A 21,499-nucleotide genomic window follows, 5' to 3' on the forward strand; every position below is an offset into this window, starting at 1 on the left:
ATCACCTTTATTGATTGCTAGATTCCTATGAAAATGAGTGAGTTTTAATATTATACTTACTTTCAATTTGAAAAGAAATTATTATGCTCAATAATTTGTATAATATTATTAGCAGTTTCTTCAATAGCTTTATTGGATACATCTAATACAGGGCAGCCAATACGATCGACGATTTTATTGAAATACTCTAATTCTTCTTCAATACGAGTATCTGTTGCATATCGCGCTGAATCAGATAATCCAAGTTGCTTTAATCGTTCTTTACGAATTGCATTCAATTTTTCAGATGAAATTTTTAAAGCAATACATTTTTTTGGATCAATTTCAAATAACATTTCTGGTGGATTAACTTCAGGAACAATAGGCACATTCATGACTTTATAGCGTTTATGTGCAAGGTATTGTGAGATTGGTGTTTTCGACGTACGTGAAACACCGATGAGTACAATATCAGCTTTAGGAAGACCCTTAGGATCTTTACCGTCATCGTACTTAACCGCAAATTCCATGGCTTCAATTTTTTTGAAGTAGTCTTCATCCAGTTTGTGGACGATTCCAGGTTCATTGATAGGTTGTTGTTGAAATGTTGCTTCCATCATAGACATAATGGGTCCCATAATATCTACGGATTTGAGATTATTTTCATTAATTAAATTCGCCATGTAGGCGCGAATATCTGGGCGCACTAGCGTATAAATAATCATTGAATTATTTTCTTTAGCCATTTGAATAATTTCATCTATATTTTGCTTCGTTTCTATATATGGGTAGCGTATAATATCGGCAGTGCTTTCAACGTTTTTAAATTGAGAAATACAGGCTTTGGCAACAAGTTCTGCAGTTTCACCTACTGAGTCTGAGGCAATAATAATTTTCACTTTCGTCATGCGTCATTAACCCTCCTATTGATCGAATAAAGAAACGAAAAGTTTAGTGATTGTCGTTTTAGAAATACGTCCAGTTACAGCATATTTTCCATCGCCTTTTGATTTCACAATCGGTATGGAATCTATTTCTTTAGAAATCATTTGACGTGCTGCATATAAAAGAAGGTCATCTTCTTCTAAAAGAACGATATTAGGCATTCTAGTCATAATAATATGTACAGGAATATTATGAATATCTTGTCCTGCCATGGATGCACGTAGTAAATCTTTTCTAGAACATACACCTACCAAATCATTATCTTCATTAACGATAAACAATGTTCCTACATCTTCAATAAAAATCGCGCAGATTGCATCATAGACAGTAACATCACTTTTTAAAATAACTGGATGTGATTGATAATCTTTAACGATATAATGCTTGAGTTGTTCAGTAAGCAATTGTGAGCTTGATTTACCTGAATAAAAATAACCTACACGTGGTCTTGCTTCTAAATATCCCGCCATTGTTAAAATAGCAAGATCAGGTCTTAAAGTTGCGCGTGTGAGATTAAGTTGTTCAGCAATTTTTTCACCAGTGATAGGACCTGAATTTTTTACGATATCAACAATGTGTTCTTGACGTTTACTCAGTTCTATATCGATCTCTGCATATTTAAAACCAATTGGTTATGCTAATTAAATAGCAGAAATGCCTCCTTTAAGATACTAGCATCATATTTATTTTCATATGGAACGTTTGATTTGATGAAGTATACAAATCAGTATGTAATCACTACGACATTTTTAAAACATTCATTTACCATTATAACGGTTTATCAACGTGTAGACAATTATGATTTTGCTTGCGAAACAGAATAGATTACTTTAAACTTATAGTTAAAGCGAGTTAAGGATGGTGAAAGCTTAACACATCAAATGGCCTAATTTTCAAAATGTGAATAAAAGTGAGTGGACACACTAATTTGGGTGGAACCGCGGATTAATACATTAATTCGTCCCAAGGCAAAGTATTTTCTTTGGCTTGGGACTTTTTATATTTTTTAAGGAGTGTTTTAGAATGGAAAAAAATATGGATAAAATTGTGCAACTTGCAAAGCATAGAGGTTTTGTATTTCCTGGTAGCGAAATATATGGAGGTTTAGCTAATACTTGGGACTATGGTCCATTAGGTGTGGAATTAAAAAATAACGTTAAAAAAGCTTGGTGGAAAAAATTTATAACGCAATCTCCATACAATGTTGGTTTAGACGCAGCAATTTTAATGAATCCTAAAACATGGGAAGCTTCAGGTCACCTAGGCAATTTCAACGACCCTATGATTGATAATAAAGACAGTAAAATTCGTTATCGTGCAGATAAAATTATTGAAGATTATATGCATAACGTTAAAGGTGACGAAAACTTCATCGCTGACGGATTAAGTTTTGAAGAAATGAAACGCATCATTGACGAAGAAGGTATTACCTGCCCTGTTAGTGGAACAGCAAATTGGACAGATATTCGCCAATTTAATTTAATGTTTAAAACATTCCAAGGTGTAACTGAAGATTCAACAAACGAAATTTTCTTACGCCCTGAAACAGCTCAAGGTATTTTTGTAAATTATAAGAATGTACAACGTTCGATGCGTAAAAAATTACCATTTGGTATTGGTCAAGTAGGTAAATCATTCCGTAATGAAATTACACCTGGTAACTTTATTTTCCGTACACGTGAATTCGAGCAAATGGAATTAGAATTTTTCTGTAAGCCTGGAACAGAGATTGAATGGCAATCATATTGGAAAGATTATGCTGCGAAATGGTTAACTGATCTAGGGCTTCATAAGGAAAATACGCGTTTACGTGACCATGATGAAGATGAGTTATCACATTACTCAAATGCTACGACAGACATCGAATACAAATTCCCGTTTGGTTGGGGTGAATTATGGGGTATCGCAAGTCGTACAGACTTTGACTTAAAACAACATAGTGAACATTCGGGAGAAGACTTTAAATACCATGATCCTGAAACAAATGAAAAATACATTCCTTATTGTATTGAGCCTTCTTTAGGTGCTGATCGTGTGACGCTTGCATTTTTATGTGATGCCTATGAAGAAGAAGGTGTAGAAGGCAGTAAAGATGCGCGTACCGTATTACACTTCCACCCTGCACTTGCACCATACAAAGCAGCTGTTCTGCCATTAAGTAAAAAATTATCTGCAGAAGCGATTAAAGTGTATGAACAATTAAGTGAAGATTTTGTTGTAGACTTTGATGAATCTCAATCAATTGGTAAACGTTATCGTCGTCAAGATGAAATCGGTACGCCATATTGCATTACTTTTGATTTTGACTCTCTAGAAGATAATCAAGTCACAGTACGTGATCGTGATTCTATGGAACAAGTTCGTATGTCAATCAATGATCTTAAATCATTTTTAGCTGAAAAAGTGAAATTTTAACGTCATCAAGCACATAGATGATTTCCATATGTAGATACAATAAATCAAACATAAAAAAACAGCCTTCAAATGATATTTGGAGGCTGTTTTTTAAGTTATGATAAATTTTTAAAACGTTTCACTATACACCATTACATTTTAGTGGAAATGAAGAGAACTTCACTGCTCATTTTTATATAGTTACAAGTACAATATAAAATTAATGTGTTGGTTTAGAATCATCTAAAATGTCTAATGCACTACGCTTGAGCTGATTGATAAGCCTTTGACTCTTGAAAAATAATCCTAGATATTCTTTGTAAATCATTAAAATGAATGTAGACATTTCATCAACAATTTTTTGATGAATACGCAATTCATTAATTTGTGAAAGTTTTAATTGTTGTAACACATTCATGATGTAAATAGTTTTGTTTGATAAAGGTAATGCGTGAGTGTCTTGATACATGACTTGATTTGATATAACGCCATTAAATTTAAAGCTATATGCTGATAAATCTTCACTGTTTTGAGACTGCGTAATCACACATTTGTCTAATTGTAGAGAAATTCCATGACGTGGTAAACATTTCAACATGACGATGTTCGCTATTAATTGTGGAGACACGTCTTCATTGATTCGCTCAATTGCAAAAGTAAGTAATTGATACATATGTTTGTTGATTTCATCTTGTTCCATGGAACGTTCAATGATTTCTAAACAAAGGCTGGCATAACTATTCGCATAAATATCCATTCTCAAATTATAGTTTAAATCAATTACGTCAATGGATGTTAATGTGCCCATTCCACGAAACTTATTATAAATAAATAATGCTTTAACAAAAGGCTGTGTTGTTGCTTGAAATCCAGATTTTACCTTTTTGGCACGTCTCACCATAAGTGGGATTTTTGCACCGTGCTCATTCAAAATTGTGATAATACGATCCGATTCACCGTAATCCACTGACTTAATGATGATTCCATTTTGTTTAATGAGCATGTATACACCGCCTTTAATCCCTACTACTCGTCTTCCACGTAACCCATTTGCTTAATGAAATTAGATTTATTTCTCCAATCTTTTTGAACTTTAACCCATAAATCTAAATATACTTTTGAACCAAGTAAATGTTCAATATCCATGCGAGCACGTTGGCCAATTACTTTTAATTTCTTGCCGCCTTTACCGATGACAATACCTTTTTGAGAATCGCGTTCGACATATATTGTTGCTTCTATATGCACGCGGTCTTCCGATTCTTGAACCATACGTTCCACATTGACGCCAATTGAGTGTGGTATTTCTTCAGTGGTAGTTTCAAGAATTTTTTCTCGAATAAGTTCACTTACGACGAATTGTTCTGGATGATCGGAAATTTGACCGTCTGGATAATATTGTGGTCCTTCAGGTAAATATGATTTTAATACTTGAATAAAGTGTTCAATATTTAAGCCTTCTAAAGCTGAGATAGGTATGATTTCAGTGAAATCCATATACGCTTGATATGCTTCAATTTTAGGCATTAAAGCGTCAGGATGTACTAAGTCTATTTTATTTAACACTAGAAAGACGGGTGTTTTAACATTTTTGAGCATTTCCATAATATATTCATCACCGCGACCGATGTCTTCATTCACATTAACCATAAACATGACGGCATCAATTTCTGATAAAGTGTTTTTAGCCACTTTCATCATATAATCGCCTAATTTATGTTTAGGTTTATGAATGCCTGGTGTGTCTAAAAAAATAATTTGTGCATCATTGGTCGTCATGACCCCTTGAATTTTATTACGAGTAGTTTGTGCTTTATCAGACATAATTGCAATTTTATGACCGATAACACGGTTTACAAATGTAGATTTCCCAACATTCGGGCGACCGATAATCGTTACGAAACCTGATTTATATTCTGTCATATTAGGTTAAATCCTTTCCTGAGAATCCTAATGGGAGAAGTTCATGTACAGTGAGCATTTTCATGTCTCCAGTTTGATTAGTCATATAAACGGGCATGTCGTCGTCACACAATTCTTTAAGAACTTGTCGACATGTTCCACAAGGTGATGAGACTTCAGGGCTATCAACCGTTACCGTGATCGATTCAAAATCACCCGGCTTATATCCTTGACTAATTGCTGCAAACAGTGCTGATCTCTCAGCGCAACAAGTAGATGGATAGGCTGCATTTTCTACGTTCGCTCCATAAAAGGCTTGACCGTCTTTTGTTAATAAATACGCACCTACCTTAAAATTACTATAGGGTGCATAGGCACGTTGTTGTGCTTTTCTGACTTCATTAAAATGTTTTTCCGTGTAACTCATATTATCACGCCCTTATATAATTTTAGGGATAAAAATGATTAACCCTATGATGACTGCTAAAATTGATGCGAGTAATACCGCAAAAGCAGCTATATCTTTCGCATGTTTCGCCCAAACATGATACTCCATCGTAGTTAAATCCACGGCATATTCAATCGCAGTATTCATTGCCTCTGTGATTAAAACAGTAAAAATAGCAATGCATAAAAACATCCACTCTACAGCAGAAAGCTTTAATAAAATCCCGGTAATGATGACCAAGACTGCGCATAAAATATGCAGTAAGAAATTGATATCTTTTTTTAAAAGTGTAATGGCACCTATGAGAGCGGGTTTAAACCGTTTAATCATACGTCCCTCGAAAGACCATATGCATTTAAGATGTCGTCTTGACGTTGAAACATTTGTTGTTCATCTGTTTCATTCATATGATCATAACCAAGCAAATGTAAGAAACCATGTAAAGCTAAAAATCCTAACTCGCGCTCAAAAGAATGATTATATTGAAGTGCTTGCTCTTGTGCCACATCAGTACAAATAATAATATCTCCTAAGACTCTTGGCATATCCATCCCTTCAAATACCGTTTCATCTTCTTCAAAGGCAAATGAAATGACATCCGTTACTTTATCTTTATCACGATAATCGCGGTTAATAGCTTGAATTTCATCTTTATCGACAAATGTCACTGAAAGTTCAGCGTCTTCTGTGATATTTTCTTGATCTTTAGCAAAGGTTAAGAGTGATTCAATTTGTTTATACCAATCATCGTGAACTTTATTCGTGTGATCATTAAAATCAATGGTAAACATTAGTTATCCTCCTCATAACTTGAGATAATTCGTCCGACTAATGGGTGACGCACAACATCTGCTTGATCTAAATATTGAAAACTAAGCCCTTTGATGGACTTTAATCGAGATTCTGCTTCAATGAGACCACTTTTAACCCCTTTCGGTAAATCAACTTGAGTTTTATCTCCTGTAACAACCATTTTAGAACCAAACCCTAAACGTGTTAAAAACATCTTCATTTGAGCATGTGTCGTATTTTGTGCTTCATCTAAAATGACGAAAGCATCTTCAAGTGTACGTCCACGCATATATGCTAATGGCGCAATTTCTATTACACCTCTTTCAATTAGCCGTTCAGTAGCTTCTACACCTAATACTGTATTCAAACCGTCATAGAGTGGACGTAAATATGGATCTACTTTTTCTTTTAAGTCACCAGGTAAAAATCCTAGAGATTCACCAGCTTCAACAGCTGGTCTTGTTAAAACAATCCGTTTAACTTGACCCATACGTAGAGCTTTTGCAGCCACAACAACGGCTAAAAATGTTTTACCTGTACCTGCAGGCCCTATTCCAAAAACCAAATCATTATTTTTAATTGCGTGTATATACATACGTTGTCCCATCGTTTTGGCTCTAATGATTTTACCATGCGCATCTCTCGCAATTTCTTCTTCATAAAGATCAATAAGTTGATCAATTGTATGATTGTGGGCCATTTTTATCGCAGCTTGTACGTCTTTAACAGTGATCGTTGCCCCTTGTTCTATTACTTTTAATAGATTTGTTAAAACGGATTCGGCTTTCGTCACTGCATCAACTTGTTGCCCCTGCACGGCTACTTCTTGCCCTCTAGCGTGAATGACAACATCGAAAGCGTCTTCTATAAGGTGGATATATTCGTCATTATTACCAAATAGTGCTTGAGCTTGATGAATGTCATCGATTTGAATCATTTCAGGCATATACGAACTCCTTTACAAAGTAATGTATGATTAATGTACCAAACATGTTAAAATGCTTCCAATCATTAATCTAACATGTTTGTTTCTATTATATCATGTTGCTATACGATTAAGTCATCTAATTATAACTGGTAATAAAAGAAATATGACGCATTTAATTCAACTGTATTATTAAGTTAAGAAGTAAAATAAAATCAAGGCACGTTCTCGATATCGAGTAATGCCTTGATCTATGAAAGTGAGTTAATTTAATTGTTTACGTTTATCAATAACCTCGGCCCAAATTATGCCATTCACAACTTCATTATCTGAAAAAGTTAAATCCCCTTTAGCCATAGCGGGTTGTTGTGATGAGGATAGTAATTGTTTAAGTTTCATGCGTTTGGTTCTTGGAGAAAGATATTTATCATCTATGATTTGACGTGCACGTTGTTCAATGCGATGAATATGTTTTTGGCGTTCTCGATCAAATGTATCATTTAAAGAATCGATATCACTTCTTAACATATCTAACAATTCTTTTTGAACTTGTTGTTCTTGACGTTGTGTATCTACACGTTTTCTTTCAGAAGGTATCTCGCTTTTTTGAACCTTTTTAGGATGTTGCTTTTGTTTCACCGGTTTAGGTTCTGACTGGGTCTCTTTGGGTGAGAATACATCTTCACCCTTTTGTGTATCAAATTCCATCTCCCATTCTTTCAAAGTTTGTTCAACTTTATCCATAAAAGATTTAGGAGGATTTGATGTTGGAGGTTGCTGTGGAGATTGCTTACGCTTTTCATGACTTTTATCATTAATTGCAGAGATAATAGAAATGACAATCGTAATGATAAAAATGATAACTCCAATGCTCATACCCTCACCTCATTAATGTTCACTTTTATTTTCTTGAGATTTTTGCGAACTCTTATTAATTGCTTCTCTCATTCCAGTATCAGCTTCGATATTTTTTAAATTGTAGTAGTCTTTAACACCAATATTCCCAGAACGTAACGCTTCAGCCATTGCGAGTGGCACTTCAGCTTCAGCTTCCACAACTTTCGCGTGCATTTCTTGAACACGAGCCTTCATTTCTTGCTCTTGAGCTACCGCCATTGCACGACGCTCTTCTGCTTTAGCTTGGGCAATATTTTTGTCCGCGATGGCTTGTTCAGTTTGAAGGTCTGCACCGATGTTTTTACTAATATCAACATCAGCAATATCGATAGATAAGATTTCAAATGCAGTACCTGAGTCTAACCCCTTACTTAATACTGTTTTAGAAATGTTATCAGGGTTTTCTAAAACTTCTGTGTGGTGTTTACTAGAACCAATTGTAGATACAATCCCCTCACCAACACGTGCAATAATCGTATCTTCACCAGCACCACCAACTAAACGTGAGATATTTGCACGTACTGTGATACGCGCTTTAGCTTTTACTTCGATACCGTTCATAGCCACACCGGCAATGAATGGTGTTTCAATCACTTTAGGATTAACGGACATTTGTACCGCTTCTAAAACGTCACGACCTGCTAAATCAATTGCAGCGCCGCGTTCAAATGGTAAGTTGATGTCGGCACGTTGTGCTGCAATGTTTGCATCTACCACACGGTCAACATTCCCTCCAGCTAAGTAATGTGATTCAAGTTGATTCGTTGTTAATTGTAACCCTGCTTTATGCGCTTTAATTAACGGACCGATAACTTTTCTAGGAGATACACGACGTAAACGCATACCTACTAAAGTACCGATGCCCACGTGGACACCTGCTGCTAATGCTGATATCCATAGTCCAACAGGAACGAATGAAAATAAGATCATCAATGCCACAATGACAAGAACGGCAATAATGATAAAAGAAATAAAACCAGTTGTTAACATATGAATGCTCCTTCTTAATTTGATTGTATTTCGCGTACAACGACGCGCGTTCCTTCTACTTCAATGATTTCCACCTTAACATCTTTGTTAATAAAAGACCCTTCTGATACAGCATCAATACGTTCGTTTTCAAAAAGAATTAAACCAGCTGGTCGTAAATCTGTGAGTGTCAATGCAGTTGCACCGACAAGGTATGAACGGTCATTGTGCGATGTATATCCTGACTCAGTGTTAGTAGAGTCTTTCAATACAACATTTTCAAATAACGATATTTTCTTTTTGAAAAACTTCACTAAAATCACCCATTCAATAATAGATAGTATTAATGCGACACATACACTGAGTAACATTAAAGGTAAATTGTCACCCATTGTAATTAAACTAAATACAATGAGCACCATACCTATAATTCCTAACACAGCACCTACGACAAACAATTCTATAATAACGAGAATTACGCCGATGCTAAATATCATAATGGTAATAAAGGAAATGGTACCTTCTGCTAAATAACCTAAGAAGATAAAAAGTAACGCTAAGATTGCTAGAATGCCAGCCCAGTTAAAAGATTTTGAATAGAGCTGATATACAAAACCTACAAATAAAATACACACGAGAGCCAATGATACCCACGGAGAGGTAATCCACTGAGATAATTGTGTGAAAATACTTTCGTTTTGTATTGTTCCGAGTAAATCTAGCATATGTATTGATAGTAGCATAAACATACACCTCACTCTCACTTAGTAGTATACATGAATTTTCTAAATACTAATAGTGATAAAGATTATTTAAAATGCATAAAATCTAAATACAAAAAAGCTTCAAAATCATTCGACATTTGAACGATTTTGAAGCTCTATATATCATTAATTTGAATGTTGAGGGAGTTCAACACAATGATAATTATCTGAATTTACGTTTACGTGCAGCTTCAGATTTCTTTTTACGTTTTACACTTGGTTTTTCATAGAATTCGCGTTTACGAACTTCTTGGATTGTACCGCTTTTAGAAACTGAGCGTTTAAAACGACGTAAAGCATCTTCTAATGATTCGTTTTTACGGACTACTGTTTTAGACATCTGTATTTCCCTCCCTCCAAATATCAAGAAAACTTTTATAGGTTAATAAATGACACATGATTTATGCCATGTAAACATTAGTATAAATTAAATCTTAATTATGGTCAATGTTGAATTATACAATTTCTGTTTAAATTAGTACTTCTTCCTCAGATTTGTTCGTCGCATAATCAACTACTCTTAATAATTGTCCATGATTTAATGGATAACCTGCGCGTGTAATTTTCACTTTACAAATTTGACCAATGAGCGACTCATCGCCTTCGAATTCAACTTTCATGTAATTATCGGCATAACCAACTAAAATACCTTCTGTTGATCCTTTTTCTTCAGGAATAACTTCAAGGACATCATTTTCAAAGCGAGAAGCATACGTTTTTGCAAGTTGATCACTTAATTGAATGAGTCGGTGTACGCGTTCATTTTTAATCTGTTCATCAATTTGATCGTCCATGCGTGCTGCAGGTGTTCCAATACGTTGAGAGTATGGGAATACATGAAGTTCTGAAAACTGATGATTAACAATGAAGTCGTATGTCTCTTGAAATTCTTCCTCAGTTTCACCAGGAAAGCCTACGATAACATCACTAGTAACTGCTAATCCTGGTAATGCGGCGTGTAATTTCTTAATTCTTTCACTAAAATGTGCCATTGAATATTTGCGTCGCATACGTTTTAAAACCGTATCAGATCCAGACTGTAGAGGCACATGCAAATGACGGACGACTTTTGAAGATTGTTGCAATACTTCTATTACTTCATCCGTTAATTGACTTGCTTCAATAGAAGAAATACGAATGCGCTCGAGACCGTCAATTGTTTCTAAATCGCGTAATAATTGCGCTAAGTTGTAATTTTTTAAATCTTGGCCATAACCGCCCGTATGGATTCCAGTTAACACGATTTCTTTATAACCGGATTGTACGAGTGTAGATGCTTGTTCAACTACCTTTTCAGGATCGCGAGAACGCATTAAACCACGTGCCCATGGGATAATACAAAATGTGCAAAAATTGTTGCATCCTTCTTGAATTTTTAAAGACGCACGTGTACGGTCTGTAAAATACGGCACATCTAGTTCTTCATACGTGCGATTTTTCATTATATTACTTACACCATTAATAGGTTGACGTTCATTTTTAAACGTATCAATATAGTCAAGGAGTTTATGGCGATCTTGTGTTCCTACTACAATATCGACGCCTGGAATCTCCATAATCTCAGCTGATGAAGTTTGTGCGTAACAACCAGTTACACATATGACCGCATCAGGATTATTACGAATTGCACGACGAATCACTTGTCGACTTTTTTTATCTCCCGTATTTGTCACAGTACAAGTATTGATAACGAATACATCCGCATTTTGTTCAAAGTCTACACGGTCGTACGACGCTTCTTTAAAAAGTTGCCATATTGCTTCAGTTTCATAGTGGTTTACTTTGCAACCTAAAGTATGAAATGCAACAGTAGACATAAATTCACCTCATTGTATCTATTTTAATTCTAATTGATAGCTTATGGCGCTTAAAGCATATAATGGCGCTGTTTCGGCACGTAAAATCCGAGGTCCCAAGCCAACACATTTAACTTTATTGTGTAATGCAGCAACCTCATCTTGAGAAAATCCACCTTCAGGACCAAATAATAATAAAATTTTGGCATCAGGTGCAAAGTTTTGAATACAGTTTTTTAATAGTGAGCGTTCTCCAGATTTTGCTGATTCTTCATAAGCCATAAGTACATAGTCATATTGATTTATCATATCATATATGGTTTTGAAATTCGAGATAAATTCCACTTTTGGTACAATTTGACGATAACTTTGTTCTGCTGCCTCTTTTACAATTTTTTGCCAGCGCACTACTTTTTTATCCGCTTTTTGTACATTTAATTTTACAACTGACCGATCCATTTGGGTGGCAATAAAATGATGCGCCCCTAATTCCGTGGCTTTTTGAAGTAACCATTCGTACTTATCGCTTTTAATAAGGCCACTACAGATTGTTACGTTCACCGGCATTTCAGTATTTAAGTCTATTTCTCTACTTGTTTCTATTTCGATGCAATCTTTTTGTAATGTTATGAGTTGAGATTCGTATGTACGCTGTTGATTAAAATTGATAATGATAGTATCTCCGACGTCCATACGCATTACGTTAAGAATATGGTGAATATCTTCAGAATTTGTTATAAAAAAACGCTGATGTAACTCAGCGTTTTCATTTAAAAAGTACCGTTGCATCTATCTCACACCTTTTGAGCAGTTATACAGACCCAACCATTATCCTGTTGTGTCTCGATAATAGAAAATCCTGTTTCTTTCATTTGATTGATAAGTGTTTCTGCTTTATCATCAATAATTCCTGAAGCAATAAAAAATCCATCTTGATTCAATGTTTGATATGCATCTTCAACCATAAGTGTAATCACGTGTGCAAGAATATTTGCGATGACTACATCGTAATGGTCGTGCTCATCTGCTAATAAATTACCTGTAGTGGTTTGAATGTGAGAATCACAATGATTTTTCTTGAAATTTTCTCTTGCAACTTGAACTGCCATTTCATCCAAGTCTAATGCTTTGACATGTTGGGCACCTAACAAATGGGATGCAATGCTCAAAATGCCTGAACCTGTACCCACGTCAATCACACGGTGGTGAGGTTGAACTATTTTTTCAATCGCTTTCAAACACATACTCGTTGTTGGATGGTCGCCCGTGCCGAACGCCATTCCTGGATCTAGTTCAATGTACAAATGTTGTGCATCTTTTTGAACAGTTTCCCAACTTGGCACAATAAAAAATCTTTCAGATGCCTTAAATGGATGAAAATAATTTTTCCATTCGTTTTCCCAATCAGATTCTTCGATATCCTGATGTGTCATTTTGAAAACGTCATGATTTAAAATGTCTAGTTTGAGTATATTAGACTCAATGGATTCAAGTAAGGTACGCGTAAATTGTGATTCATTGTAATACGCTTTAATAATCATGTGATTTTCAGGATAATCTTGAGGATTTAACGCAAAAATCTCACCAAATCGATCTTCTCTCTTTCGATGTAATTCATTCGAATCTTCTATTGCCACCCCATTAGAACCTGCATTTTGTAGGATTTCAGTGACACTTTCTTCTGCTTCATTATTCACCACTACAGATAATTCTATCCATTTCATTTATTATTCTCCTTTGAAGAAACGACGTGCTTTATCTTTAAAATTAGAAGGTTGTTCTGAAATAGATTCGCCACTTTCCTCAGCAAATGCTTTTAATAATTCACGTTGTTTATCGGTTAGATTTGTAGGTGTTACAACAACTATATTTACAAATAAATCACCATGGCCATAACCATGTACGTTTTTAACGCCTTTACCTTTTAAACGGAACTGCTTACCTGATTGCGTTCCAGATGGAATTGTTAACATGACTTGACCATTTAATGTTGGTACTTTAATTTCATCACCTAAAGCAGCTTGCGCGATACTAATGTTCTGTTTGTATAATATATCATCACCATCACGCGTAAACTTATCAGATGGTTTTACTCTAAATACAACAAATAAATCACCAGCAGGACCACCATTCTCACCTGGTGCACCTTGACCAGCTAGACGAATTTGTTGATCATTATCGACACCTTCTGGAACCGTGACTTCAAGTTTAACATTTTTAGTTTCTGTACCACGTCCATGACAAGTTGGACAAGATTCTTCAAATTCTTCCCCAGAACCATTACATTGTGGACATACTTTTTCAGTTCTAACGCGGCCTAAAATTGTATTTTGTTCTACAGACACATGTCCAGAACCTTTACAATATGAACACGTTTTCTTTTTCGTACCAGGTTTAGCACCATTACCATTACATGTGTGACATGTAACTTCTTTACGAATTGATATTTCTTTTTTCGTACCAAACACTGCTTCTTCAAATGTAATTGTCATCGTATATTGCAGGTCATCACCTTTACGTGGCGCATTAGGGTCTCTTTGGCGTTGCCCGCCGAAGAAAGAGCTAAAGATATCTTCAAAGCCAGAGCCACCAAACCCTGAAAAGTCTTGACCACCAAAACCTTGACTAAAACCACCTTGCGCACCGGCATGACCGAACTGATCGTATTGTTGGCGCTTTTGATCATCGCTTAATATTTCGTAAGCTTCACTGATTTCTTTGAATTTCGCATCAGAGCCCTCTTCTTTATTAATATCTGGATGGTACTTTTTTGATAATTTACGATATGCCTTTTTGATTTCATCTTTAGATGCACTTTTACTTACGCCCAGGACTTCATAATAGTCTCGTTTTGCCAATGCTATCGCTCCCTTTTTTACATCTTATGAATAAAAAGAGGCTGGGACGATGCTGTCCTAGCCCCTCTATTACATATATTGATAGACTATTGATACGTGTTTAGTGTAACACAAATATTATTTATTATCGTCGTCTTTCACTTCTTTGAATTCTGCGTCTTCAACAGTGTCATCTTGTTTAGATGATTGTTCCTGTTGACCTTGTCCTTGAGCTTGTTGAGCTTGTTCATATACTTTCATAGATAATTGTTGAATCACTTGCTCAAGTGCTTCTTTTTTAGACTTGATGTCTTCAAGATCGCTACCTTCAAGGGCAGATTTTAAGTCGTCTTTTTTCGCTTCTGCTTCTTTTTTATCGTCCTCAGTAACATTGTCACCTAAGTCTTTCAACATTTTGTCAACTTGGAATACAAGTTGATCAGCATCATTACGTAAGTCTACTTCTTCACGACGTTTTTTATCAGCTTCCGCATTTTCTTCCGCATCTTTTACCATACGATCGATTTCGTCATCTGATAAAGCAGAAGAAGATTCAATTGTAATTTTTTGCTCTTTGTTCGTACCTAAATCTTTCGCTGTAACATTTACAATACCGTTTTTGTCAATGTCGAATGTTACTTCGATTTGAGGAATACCACGTGGTGCTGGTGGAATATCAGTTAACTGGAAGCGACCTAATGTTTTGTTATCAGAAGCCATCGGACGTTCACCTTGAAGTACGTGAATGTCTACTGATGGTTGGTTATCAGCTGCTGTTGAATAAACTTGAGATTTTGAAGTAGGGATTGTCGTATTACGTTCGATTAACGTATTCATACGTCCACCCATAATTTCAATACCTAATGATAATGGTGTTACGTCAAGTAATACGACGTCTTTAACGTCACCCGTGATAACACCGCCTTGAATAGCAGCACCCATAGCAACAACTTCGTCTGGGTTAACACCTTTATTTGGTTCTTTACCAATTTCTTTTTTAATTGCTTCTTGTACAGCTGGAATACGAGTTGAACCACCTACTAAAATAACTTCATCGATATCTGAAGTAGATAAACCTGCATCACTCAATGCTTGACGCGTTGGAGCCATTGTTTTTGCGATTAAACTATCAGTAAGCTCTTCAAATTTAGCACGAGATAAAGTCATTTCTAAATGTAGTGGACCCGCTTCTCCAGCTGAAATGAATGGTAAAGAAATTTGAGTTGAAGATACACCTGATAAATCTTTTTTCGCTTTTTCAGCAGCATCTTTTAAACGTTGTAATGCCATTTTATCTTTAGATAAGTCAACACCGTTTTCAGATTTAAATTCTTTTACTAAATAGTCAATAATAACTTGGTCAAAGTCATCGCCACCAAGGCGGTTATCACCTGCAGTTGCTAATACTTCAAATACACCGTCACCTAATTCTAAAATTGAAACGTCAAACGTACCGCCACCAAGGTCAAATACTAAAACTTTTTCATCTTTGTCAGTTTTATCTAAACCGTAAGCTAACGCTGCTGCAGTCGGTTCGTTGATAATACGTTCAACTTCTAAGCCGGCAATTTTACCAGCATCTTTCGTTGCTTGACGTTCACTATCGTTAAAGTAAGCAGGAACAGTAATTACTGCTTTCTCAACTTTTTCACCTAAATAGCTTTCAGCTGTGTTTTTTAAATTTTGTAAAATCATTGCTGAAATTTCTTGAGGTGTGTATGATTTGCCATCAATATTTTCTTTATAGTCTGTACCCATATGACGTTTAATAGATTGAATCGTATTAGGGTTAGTGATTGCTTGACGTTTTGCAACTTCCCCAACTTGTGTCTCGCCATTTTTAAATGCAACAACTGATGGTGTAGTACGTGCACCTTCTGGGTTTTGAATTACTTTAGGTTCATCACCTTCTAATACAGATACACAAGAGTTTGTTGTTCCTAAGTCAATACCAATTACTTTACTCATAATCTAATTCCTCCTAATTTTCAAACATAATTATTTTTACATAAACTGGTAACTTTCGTCAAAATTATTGATTTACTTTTACCATTGAAGGTCTTAAAACACGATCTTTCAGTTTATACCCTTTTTGTAATTCCTCTGTAATTTGTCCAGATTCAAAATCAGGATTATCATCTTGAACTACAGCTTGATGGAAGTTAGGGTCGAATGTCTCGCCTTCCGCTTGAATTGTTTCAAGTCCATTGTTTTCGAGAGCATGGATTAAACTACTATGAACCATTTCAACACCTTTTTTTAGTGCGTTGAAGGATTCATCATCACCTTCAATTTTTAATGCACGTTCGAAATTATCTAAAGCCGGTAAAATATCGTTTAAAACACCTTGAGATTGATATTTTCTTTGAGTTTCATTTTCTTTTTGAATACGTCTCTTATAATTTTCAAATTCCGCGTATAAGCGTAAATACTTTTCTTCTTCTTTTTCTACTTGAGCCTTTAAAGATGCAATTTCTTCATCTTTAGGGTCTACTGTTTCTTCTTCAACATTTTCATGAGTTGCTTCATTAGTGTCATTGTTCACTTCATTTGTTGAATTTACTTCACTATTTTCAGTTGTATTAGAAGATTGCTCTGATGTATCAACATCTGTCTTGTCTTCATTTTTATCTTGTGTAGTAAAATCTTTTTCTTCAGCCATTTTGAAACCTCCATACTCTATTTCGTTAATCGTATATTATGAAATTCTACTAAGCAATTGAATCACATCTTGATAATGCATTGCTGTAGGACCAATAACGGCAACATAACCGTTCAGTCCATGATCAATATGATATCGTCGCGTTAAAATTGCAATGTCATTTATGTTCTTTTCTATGTCCTGTCCTATTTTGATATTTATTGCAGAATCCAAAGTATCATCAATCAAAGCTGTAATTTGATTTGATTCAATATATTTTAAAATAGGTTGGATAGTAGCAACATTATGTTCATTGAGTGCATCAATCAGTTGGTGCTTTCCACCTAAATAGATGCGTGCTGATTCACTTGATAATTGTTGATGAATTAATTGATAGACTTTAAAAAGAATATCATATTCATCTGATGAAAAGTCATGCGCATCTAAGTATTGAGGATGAAAAGTTTGATTGATATTGTTCCGTGCTTGCTCAGAAACATAATTAGACATTCTAATAACAGATGATTGAGATATCGGTTGTGATGAAGATAAATGAAGTTGTTTTATATGGCCAGTTTCATATATCAACACAATCACAAGATGATGATCATGTACTTTTAATAATTTGATATCTAATAATGCCACCTTAGAATGGTCTGGACCTACGACAAGTGTCGTGTAATGTGATTGATTAGAAAATACTTTAGCAAAATGGTTGAGTGTAGAAGAAATATCAAAATGATGTTTCGTATACATATCATACATGCTAATATAATTTTGCTTATTTGCTTCAATCGGTTCATTTAACAATCGATTGGCATATAATCTGAAACCAGCTTCAGATGGGATACGTCCTGATGATGAATGTGTTTTCTCTATTAAATTCTTAGTTTCTAATAATTTCATCTCATTGCGTATTGTAGCTGGACTCACATTTACATCATGTCGCTGAAGTATTGTGTTTGATCCAATAGGTTGGCCAAGTTCAACATAATCCTCAACAATTGCATTTAAAATACTTAATTGTCTTTTTGTAATCATGTTTTCACCTCATTAGCACTCCTTTGTCCTAAGTGCTAATTATAATTTATCAAATTGGTCAAAGTAAGTCAACGTTAAAGGTCTGGAATTAAAAAATTTTTTAAATGCGTATAAACGCTTCGAAAACATCATTTCCTACAATACGCCCACGACTTGTTAAAGCTACATTTTCTTCGGTATTGATAAGTACCCCTTTTTTTTCTAAATGTGAAATTTCTTGTTTATAAATATCCTCTACATGTTGCCCGTATTTTTCAAAAAAACGTTGTTTACTAACACCGTCATTCATTCTAAGTCCCAAAAACATTTCTTCTTCTATTTTTTCATTTAATGTTGGGTAATTTTGCTCTAAAATCGGTTGTTTCTGTTGTTGAACTTGCTTAATGTAATGATTGACTGGTTTCACATTGGTATAGCGACATCCATCAACATACCCGCTCGCACCAGCACCAAAACCATAATAACTTTCATTACGCCAATACACCTTATTATGCTCAGATTCATGACCATCTTTTGCAAAGTTAGATATTTCGTATTGATGCATAGGCGAGGATTGGATTTTATCCATTAATAATTGATACATTTCGGCACCTAAAGTGTCACTTGGAAGATTTAATTTACCTCTTCTATAAAGGTTATAAAATTGTGTTTGAGGTTCTAATATTAAGCCATAACTCGAAATATGATCAATGTCTAAAGAAAGTGCTTCATTTAAGCTCTTTTCAAATTGTGCTATAGTCTGATTGGGTAAATGATACATTAAATCTAGACTTATTGATTGAATGTTATGTTTTTTCGAATATGAAACAGCCCTATAAATATCTTTAGTTTGATGACTGCGACCAAGCGCCTTTAATAAAGAGGTATCGAATGTTTGAACCCCCATCGATAATCGGTTCACACCGTAACTTTTGAGTAAACGTATTTTTTCTTCAGTCAATTCGTCAGGGTTAGCTTCAAAAGTATATTCGCCTTGAATATTAAACTTATGTTGGATTGCCGTTAATAACCGTTCTAACTGTTTTGGTGTTAAAGCTGTCGGTGTGCCACCACCCACAAACATTGTGTTTAACGTTGTTTCTGGTACACGGTTCATTTCTGCGATTAAACAATCTAAATAGGTATCCACGGGTTGATGTTGAATATAATATTTATTGAAATCACAATAAGTACAAATTTTCACACAAAATGGAATGTGAATGTATGCGCTTTTTACAGTCATAATCTCCCGCCTTTCAATAATAAAACTCCCAATCACAATACACGCGCTGTAATCGGGAGTTGATTTTACTCTTCATCCATCTTTAATACGGCTAAAAAGGCGTCTTGAGGTATTTCTACATTACCTACAGCCTTCATTTTGGCTTTACCCGCTTTTTGTTTCTCTAGTAATTTACGTTTACGACTAATATCGCCACCGTAACATTTAGAAAGTACATTTTTACCCATAGATTTGATATTTGTACGTGCTACAATTTTATGCCCTACTGCTGCTTGCACAGGTACTTCGAATTGCTGACGCGGAATTAAAGTTTTGAGCTTTTCTACAAGTGCCTTACCACGCTCATATGCAAAGTCTCTATGAACAATAAAGCTTAATGCATCAACCTTGTCTCCATTTAATAAGATATCCATTTTTACAAGATTGCTCTCTTTATTTTCAATAAACTCATAATCAAAAGAAGCATATCCTTTTGTATTAGATTTTAATTGATCAAAAAAGTCGAAAACAACCTCAGAAAGTGGTAATTCATAAACGATACTTACTCGAATATCATCAAGATAATCCATATTAATAAATTGGCCACGTTTACGTTGGCATAATTCCATGACAGCACCAACATAATCATTAGGCACCATCATCGTTGCGCGTACATAAGGTTCAAATACTTTTTCAATTTTATCACGTTCTGGCATTTGTGCTGGGTTGTCGACTTGAATTGTATCTCCATTTCTAAGCACAACTGAATAAATAACCGATGGTGCAGTCGCAATCAGTTCTATACCAAATTCGCGTTCAATACGTTCTTGAATGATTTCCATATGAAGCATACCAAGAAATCCTGTGCGATAACCAAAGCCTAGCGCTTTAGAAGATTCAGGTTCAAATTCTAAAGAAGCATCATTAAGTTGTAGTTTTTCAAGCGCTTCCCTCAAATCGTTATAATCCTTGTTATCTATCGGGAATAAGCCACAGTACACCATTGGATTCATCTTTTTATATCCTTTTAAAGGGGTGTCTGCAGGTCGGTCAAAGTGTGTGATGGTATCGCCGACACGTGAATCATCAACGTTTTTAATGCTTGCAATAATATAACCTACATCACCTACTGTTAACTCATCAACTGGAAGTTGTTTTGGTGTATTAATACCAACTTCTGTTACTTCAAATGATTTACCTGTTGCCATCATTTTGATTTTATCTCCAGGTTTGACCACACCATCTACCACGCGAATGGATGAAATAACGCCACGATATGGATCATATTCTGAATCAAAAATTAACGCTTTTAATGGTGCTTCTGGATCTCCTTCTGGTGGTGGTACCATCTCAACGATTTTCTCTAAAATTTCATCTATACCGATGTTAGATTTTGCACTAGCTAAAACGGCATCATCTTTATCCAGACCAATAACATTTTCAACTTCTTGCTTAACACGTTCAGGTTCAGCAGCTGGCAAATCGATTTTATTAATTACAGGAATTAATTCTAAATCATTATCTAAAGCAAGATAGACGTTTGCTAATGTTTGCGCTTCAATACCTTGTGCAGCATCGACTACGAGTATTGCACCTTCACATGCTGCTAAAGAACGCGAAACTTCATAGGTAAAATCGACGTGTCCTGGTGTGTCAATGAGGTGGAATGTGTACGTTTCACCATCATTTGCTTCGTATTTCAAACGAACGGCATTTAACTTAATTGTTATACCACGTTCACGCTCTAAATCCATCGAGTCCAATAATTGAGACTGCATTTCTCGCGCTTCAACAGATTTCGTATTTTCAAGGATTCTATCCGCTAACGTTGACTTTCCATGATCGATATGGGCAATGATTGAAAAGTTTCTTATATTTTTACGTCGATTTAATCGCTCTTTATTATTCATCGTATCCTTCTCACTTTCTCGTTCTTCCTAATTATGTATCGCATCTTTGATATGATAA

At 35.2% G+C, this 21,499-nt stretch carries 22 protein-coding genes; 1 reads left to right on the forward strand and 21 read right to left on the reverse strand.

Annotated elements, in window-relative coordinates:
- Window positions 1-62: 62 nt before the first annotated feature.
- The gene (locus GJE18_RS05895) at window positions 63-887 is read right to left on the reverse strand and encodes a pyruvate, water dikinase regulatory protein (protein ID WP_037565386.1); all 825 of its coding nucleotides are present in this window, start codon (window positions 885-887) and stop codon (window positions 63-65) included.
- A gap of 15 nt (window positions 888-902) precedes the next feature.
- Window positions 903-1,526: a transcriptional regulator CcpN gene (ccpN, locus tag GJE18_RS05900; protein ID WP_103346044.1), complete on the reverse strand. Its 624-nt coding sequence runs from the start codon at window positions 1,524-1,526 to the stop codon at window positions 903-905.
- 421 nt (window positions 1,527-1,947) lie between these two features.
- Here ccpN and GJE18_RS05905 point away from each other — a divergent pair, with 421 nt between their 5' ends.
- On the forward strand, window positions 1,948-3,339 hold the full coding sequence (locus GJE18_RS05905) for a glycine--tRNA ligase (RefSeq protein ID WP_037565389.1): 1,392 nt from the start codon (window positions 1,948-1,950) through the stop codon (window positions 3,337-3,339).
- Window positions 3,340-3,538: 199 nt separating this feature from the next.
- On the opposite strand, the gene recO is transcribed toward GJE18_RS05905, so the two are convergent.
- The 19 genes from recO to lepA all read right to left on the reverse strand — a co-directional run bounded on the left by recO (window position 3,539) and on the right by lepA (window position 21,441).
- Window positions 3,539-4,321 carry a DNA repair protein RecO gene (gene recO, locus GJE18_RS05910; protein ID WP_060551142.1) on the reverse strand — a complete coding sequence of 261 codons (783 nt, stop codon included), beginning with the start codon at window positions 4,319-4,321 and terminating at the stop codon, window positions 3,539-3,541.
- 23 nt (window positions 4,322-4,344) lie between these two features.
- A complete protein-coding gene (gene era, locus GJE18_RS05915; RefSeq protein ID WP_060551143.1) occupies window positions 4,345-5,241 on the reverse strand; it encodes a GTPase Era in 897 nt (298 codons plus the stop codon).
- A 1-nt stretch (window position 5,242) separates the two neighbouring features.
- A complete protein-coding gene (gene cdd, locus GJE18_RS05920; protein ID WP_037565395.1) occupies window positions 5,243-5,647 on the reverse strand; it encodes a cytidine deaminase in 405 nt (134 codons plus the stop codon).
- Window positions 5,648-5,659: 12 nt separating this feature from the next.
- Window positions 5,660-5,995, reverse strand: a complete 336-nt coding sequence (locus GJE18_RS05925) for a diacylglycerol kinase family protein (RefSeq protein WP_060552485.1) — start codon at window positions 5,993-5,995, stop codon at window positions 5,660-5,662.
- Complete coding sequence (ybeY, locus tag GJE18_RS05930) at window positions 5,995-6,459, reverse strand: rRNA maturation RNase YbeY (protein ID WP_060551144.1); 465 nt, start codon at window positions 6,457-6,459, stop codon at window positions 5,995-5,997. Before ybeY ends, GJE18_RS05925 begins: the two co-directional genes overlap by 1 nt.
- On the reverse strand, window positions 6,459-7,406 hold the full coding sequence (locus GJE18_RS05935) for a PhoH family protein (RefSeq protein WP_037565399.1): 948 nt from the start codon (window positions 7,404-7,406) through the stop codon (window positions 6,459-6,461). Before GJE18_RS05935 ends, ybeY begins: the two co-directional genes overlap by 1 nt.
- 243 nt (window positions 7,407-7,649) lie before the next feature.
- Window positions 7,650-8,261, reverse strand: a complete 612-nt coding sequence (locus GJE18_RS05940; protein ID WP_060551145.1) for a hypothetical protein — start codon at window positions 8,259-8,261, stop codon at window positions 7,650-7,652.
- A gap of 12 nt (window positions 8,262-8,273) precedes the next feature.
- Window positions 8,274-9,272 (reverse strand): flotillin-like protein FloA, encoded by a 999-nt coding sequence (gene floA, locus GJE18_RS05945; RefSeq protein WP_037565403.1) that lies wholly within the window; start codon window positions 9,270-9,272, stop codon window positions 8,274-8,276.
- 14 nt (window positions 9,273-9,286) lie between these two features.
- Window positions 9,287-10,000 (reverse strand): NfeD family protein, encoded by a 714-nt coding sequence (locus tag GJE18_RS05950; protein ID WP_037565404.1) that lies wholly within the window; start codon window positions 9,998-10,000, stop codon window positions 9,287-9,289.
- Between the two features lie 178 nt (window positions 10,001-10,178).
- Window positions 10,179-10,355, reverse strand: a complete 177-nt coding sequence (gene rpsU, locus GJE18_RS05955; protein ID WP_002471046.1) for a 30S ribosomal protein S21 — start codon at window positions 10,353-10,355, stop codon at window positions 10,179-10,181.
- A 130-nt stretch (window positions 10,356-10,485) separates the two neighbouring features.
- Window positions 10,486-11,832 (reverse strand): tRNA (N(6)-L-threonylcarbamoyladenosine(37)-C(2))-methylthiotransferase MtaB, encoded by a 1,347-nt coding sequence (gene mtaB, locus GJE18_RS05960; RefSeq protein ID WP_060551146.1) that lies wholly within the window; start codon window positions 11,830-11,832, stop codon window positions 10,486-10,488.
- 18 nt (window positions 11,833-11,850) lie between these two features.
- Entirely contained in the window at window positions 11,851-12,600 is a 750-nt protein-coding gene (locus GJE18_RS05965; RefSeq protein WP_060551147.1) for a 16S rRNA (uracil(1498)-N(3))-methyltransferase, read from the reverse strand.
- 5 nt (window positions 12,601-12,605) lie between these two features.
- On the reverse strand, window positions 12,606-13,535 hold the full coding sequence (gene prmA / locus GJE18_RS05970; RefSeq protein WP_060551148.1) for a 50S ribosomal protein L11 methyltransferase: 930 nt from the start codon (window positions 13,533-13,535) through the stop codon (window positions 12,606-12,608).
- Window positions 13,536-13,538: 3 nt separating this feature from the next.
- Window positions 13,539-14,669 carry a molecular chaperone DnaJ gene (gene dnaJ, locus GJE18_RS05975; RefSeq protein ID WP_060551149.1) on the reverse strand — a complete coding sequence of 377 codons (1,131 nt, stop codon included), beginning with the start codon at window positions 14,667-14,669 and terminating at the stop codon, window positions 13,539-13,541.
- 117 nt (window positions 14,670-14,786) lie between these two features.
- Window positions 14,787-16,616: a molecular chaperone DnaK gene (gene dnaK / locus GJE18_RS05980; RefSeq protein WP_060551150.1), complete on the reverse strand. Its 1,830-nt coding sequence runs from the start codon at window positions 16,614-16,616 to the stop codon at window positions 14,787-14,789.
- Between the two features lie 64 nt (window positions 16,617-16,680).
- Window positions 16,681-17,310 carry a nucleotide exchange factor GrpE gene (gene grpE / locus GJE18_RS05985; RefSeq protein ID WP_060551151.1) on the reverse strand — a complete coding sequence of 210 codons (630 nt, stop codon included), beginning with the start codon at window positions 17,308-17,310 and terminating at the stop codon, window positions 16,681-16,683.
- A gap of 36 nt (window positions 17,311-17,346) precedes the next feature.
- On the reverse strand, window positions 17,347-18,330 hold the full coding sequence (gene hrcA / locus GJE18_RS05990; RefSeq protein WP_165886100.1) for a heat-inducible transcriptional repressor HrcA: 984 nt from the start codon (window positions 18,328-18,330) through the stop codon (window positions 17,347-17,349).
- A 100-nt stretch (window positions 18,331-18,430) separates the two neighbouring features.
- Window positions 18,431-19,552 (reverse strand): radical SAM family heme chaperone HemW, encoded by a 1,122-nt coding sequence (hemW, locus tag GJE18_RS05995; RefSeq protein ID WP_107368573.1) that lies wholly within the window; start codon window positions 19,550-19,552, stop codon window positions 18,431-18,433.
- Between the two features lie 65 nt (window positions 19,553-19,617).
- Entirely contained in the window at window positions 19,618-21,441 is a 1,824-nt protein-coding gene (gene lepA / locus GJE18_RS06000) for a translation elongation factor 4 (protein WP_060551154.1), read from the reverse strand.
- Between the last annotated feature and the right edge of the window lie 58 nt (window positions 21,442-21,499).

Source organism: Staphylococcus agnetis (assembly GCF_011466855.1).
GTDB classification, from domain to species: domain Bacteria; phylum Bacillota; class Bacilli; order Staphylococcales; family Staphylococcaceae; genus Staphylococcus; species Staphylococcus agnetis.

Bases quoted from the DNA above. Each gene is read 5' to 3' on its own strand.
- GJE18_RS05895 (WP_037565386.1), bottom strand. From the start codon at position 887: ATGACGAAAGTGAAAATTATTATTGCCTCAGACTCAGTAGGTGAAACT.
- GJE18_RS05905 (WP_037565389.1), top strand. From the start codon at position 1,948: ATGGAAAAAAATATGGATAAAATTGTGCAACTTGCAAAGCATAGAGGT.
- recO (WP_060551142.1), bottom strand. From the start codon at position 4,321: ATGCTCATTAAACAAAATGGAATCATCATTAAGTCAGTGGATTACGGT.
- era (WP_060551143.1), bottom strand. From the start codon at position 5,241: ATGACAGAATATAAATCAGGTTTCGTAACGATTATCGGTCGCCCGAAT.
- cdd (WP_037565395.1), bottom strand. From the start codon at position 5,647: ATGAGTTACACGGAAAAACATTTTAATGAAGTCAGAAAAGCACAACAA.
- ybeY (WP_060551144.1), bottom strand. From the start codon at position 6,459: ATGTTTACCATTGATTTTAATGATCACACGAATAAAGTTCACGATGAT.
- GJE18_RS05935 (WP_037565399.1), bottom strand. From the start codon at position 7,406: ATGCCTGAAATGATTCAAATCGATGACATTCATCAAGCTCAAGCACTA.
- GJE18_RS05940 (WP_060551145.1), bottom strand. From the start codon at position 8,261: ATGAGCATTGGAGTTATCATTTTTATCATTACGATTGTCATTTCTATT.
- floA (WP_037565403.1), bottom strand. From the start codon at position 9,272: ATGTTAACAACTGGTTTTATTTCTTTTATCATTATTGCCGTTCTTGTC.
- GJE18_RS05950 (WP_037565404.1), bottom strand. From the start codon at position 10,000: ATGTTTATGCTACTATCAATACATATGCTAGATTTACTCGGAACAATA.
- rpsU (WP_002471046.1), bottom strand. From the start codon at position 10,355: ATGTCTAAAACAGTAGTCCGTAAAAACGAATCATTAGAAGATGCTTTA.
- mtaB (WP_060551146.1), bottom strand. From the start codon at position 11,832: ATGTCTACTGTTGCATTTCATACTTTAGGTTGCAAAGTAAACCACTAT.
- GJE18_RS05965 (WP_060551147.1), bottom strand. From the start codon at position 12,600: ATGCAACGGTACTTTTTAAATGAAAACGCTGAGTTACATCAGCGTTTT.
- prmA (WP_060551148.1), bottom strand. From the start codon at position 13,535: ATGAAATGGATAGAATTATCTGTAGTGGTGAATAATGAAGCAGAAGAA.
- dnaK (WP_060551150.1), bottom strand. From the start codon at position 16,616: ATGAGTAAAGTAATTGGTATTGACTTAGGAACAACAAACTCTTGTGTA.
- grpE (WP_060551151.1), bottom strand. From the start codon at position 17,310: ATGGCTGAAGAAAAAGATTTTACTACACAAGATAAAAATGAAGACAAG.
- hrcA (WP_165886100.1), bottom strand. From the start codon at position 18,330: ATGATTACAAAAAGACAATTAAGTATTTTAAATGCAATTGTTGAGGAT.
- hemW (WP_107368573.1), bottom strand. From the start codon at position 19,552: ATGACTGTAAAAAGCGCATACATTCACATTCCATTTTGTGTGAAAATT.
- lepA (WP_060551154.1), bottom strand. From the start codon at position 21,441: ATGAATAATAAAGAGCGATTAAATCGACGTAAAAATATAAGAAACTTT.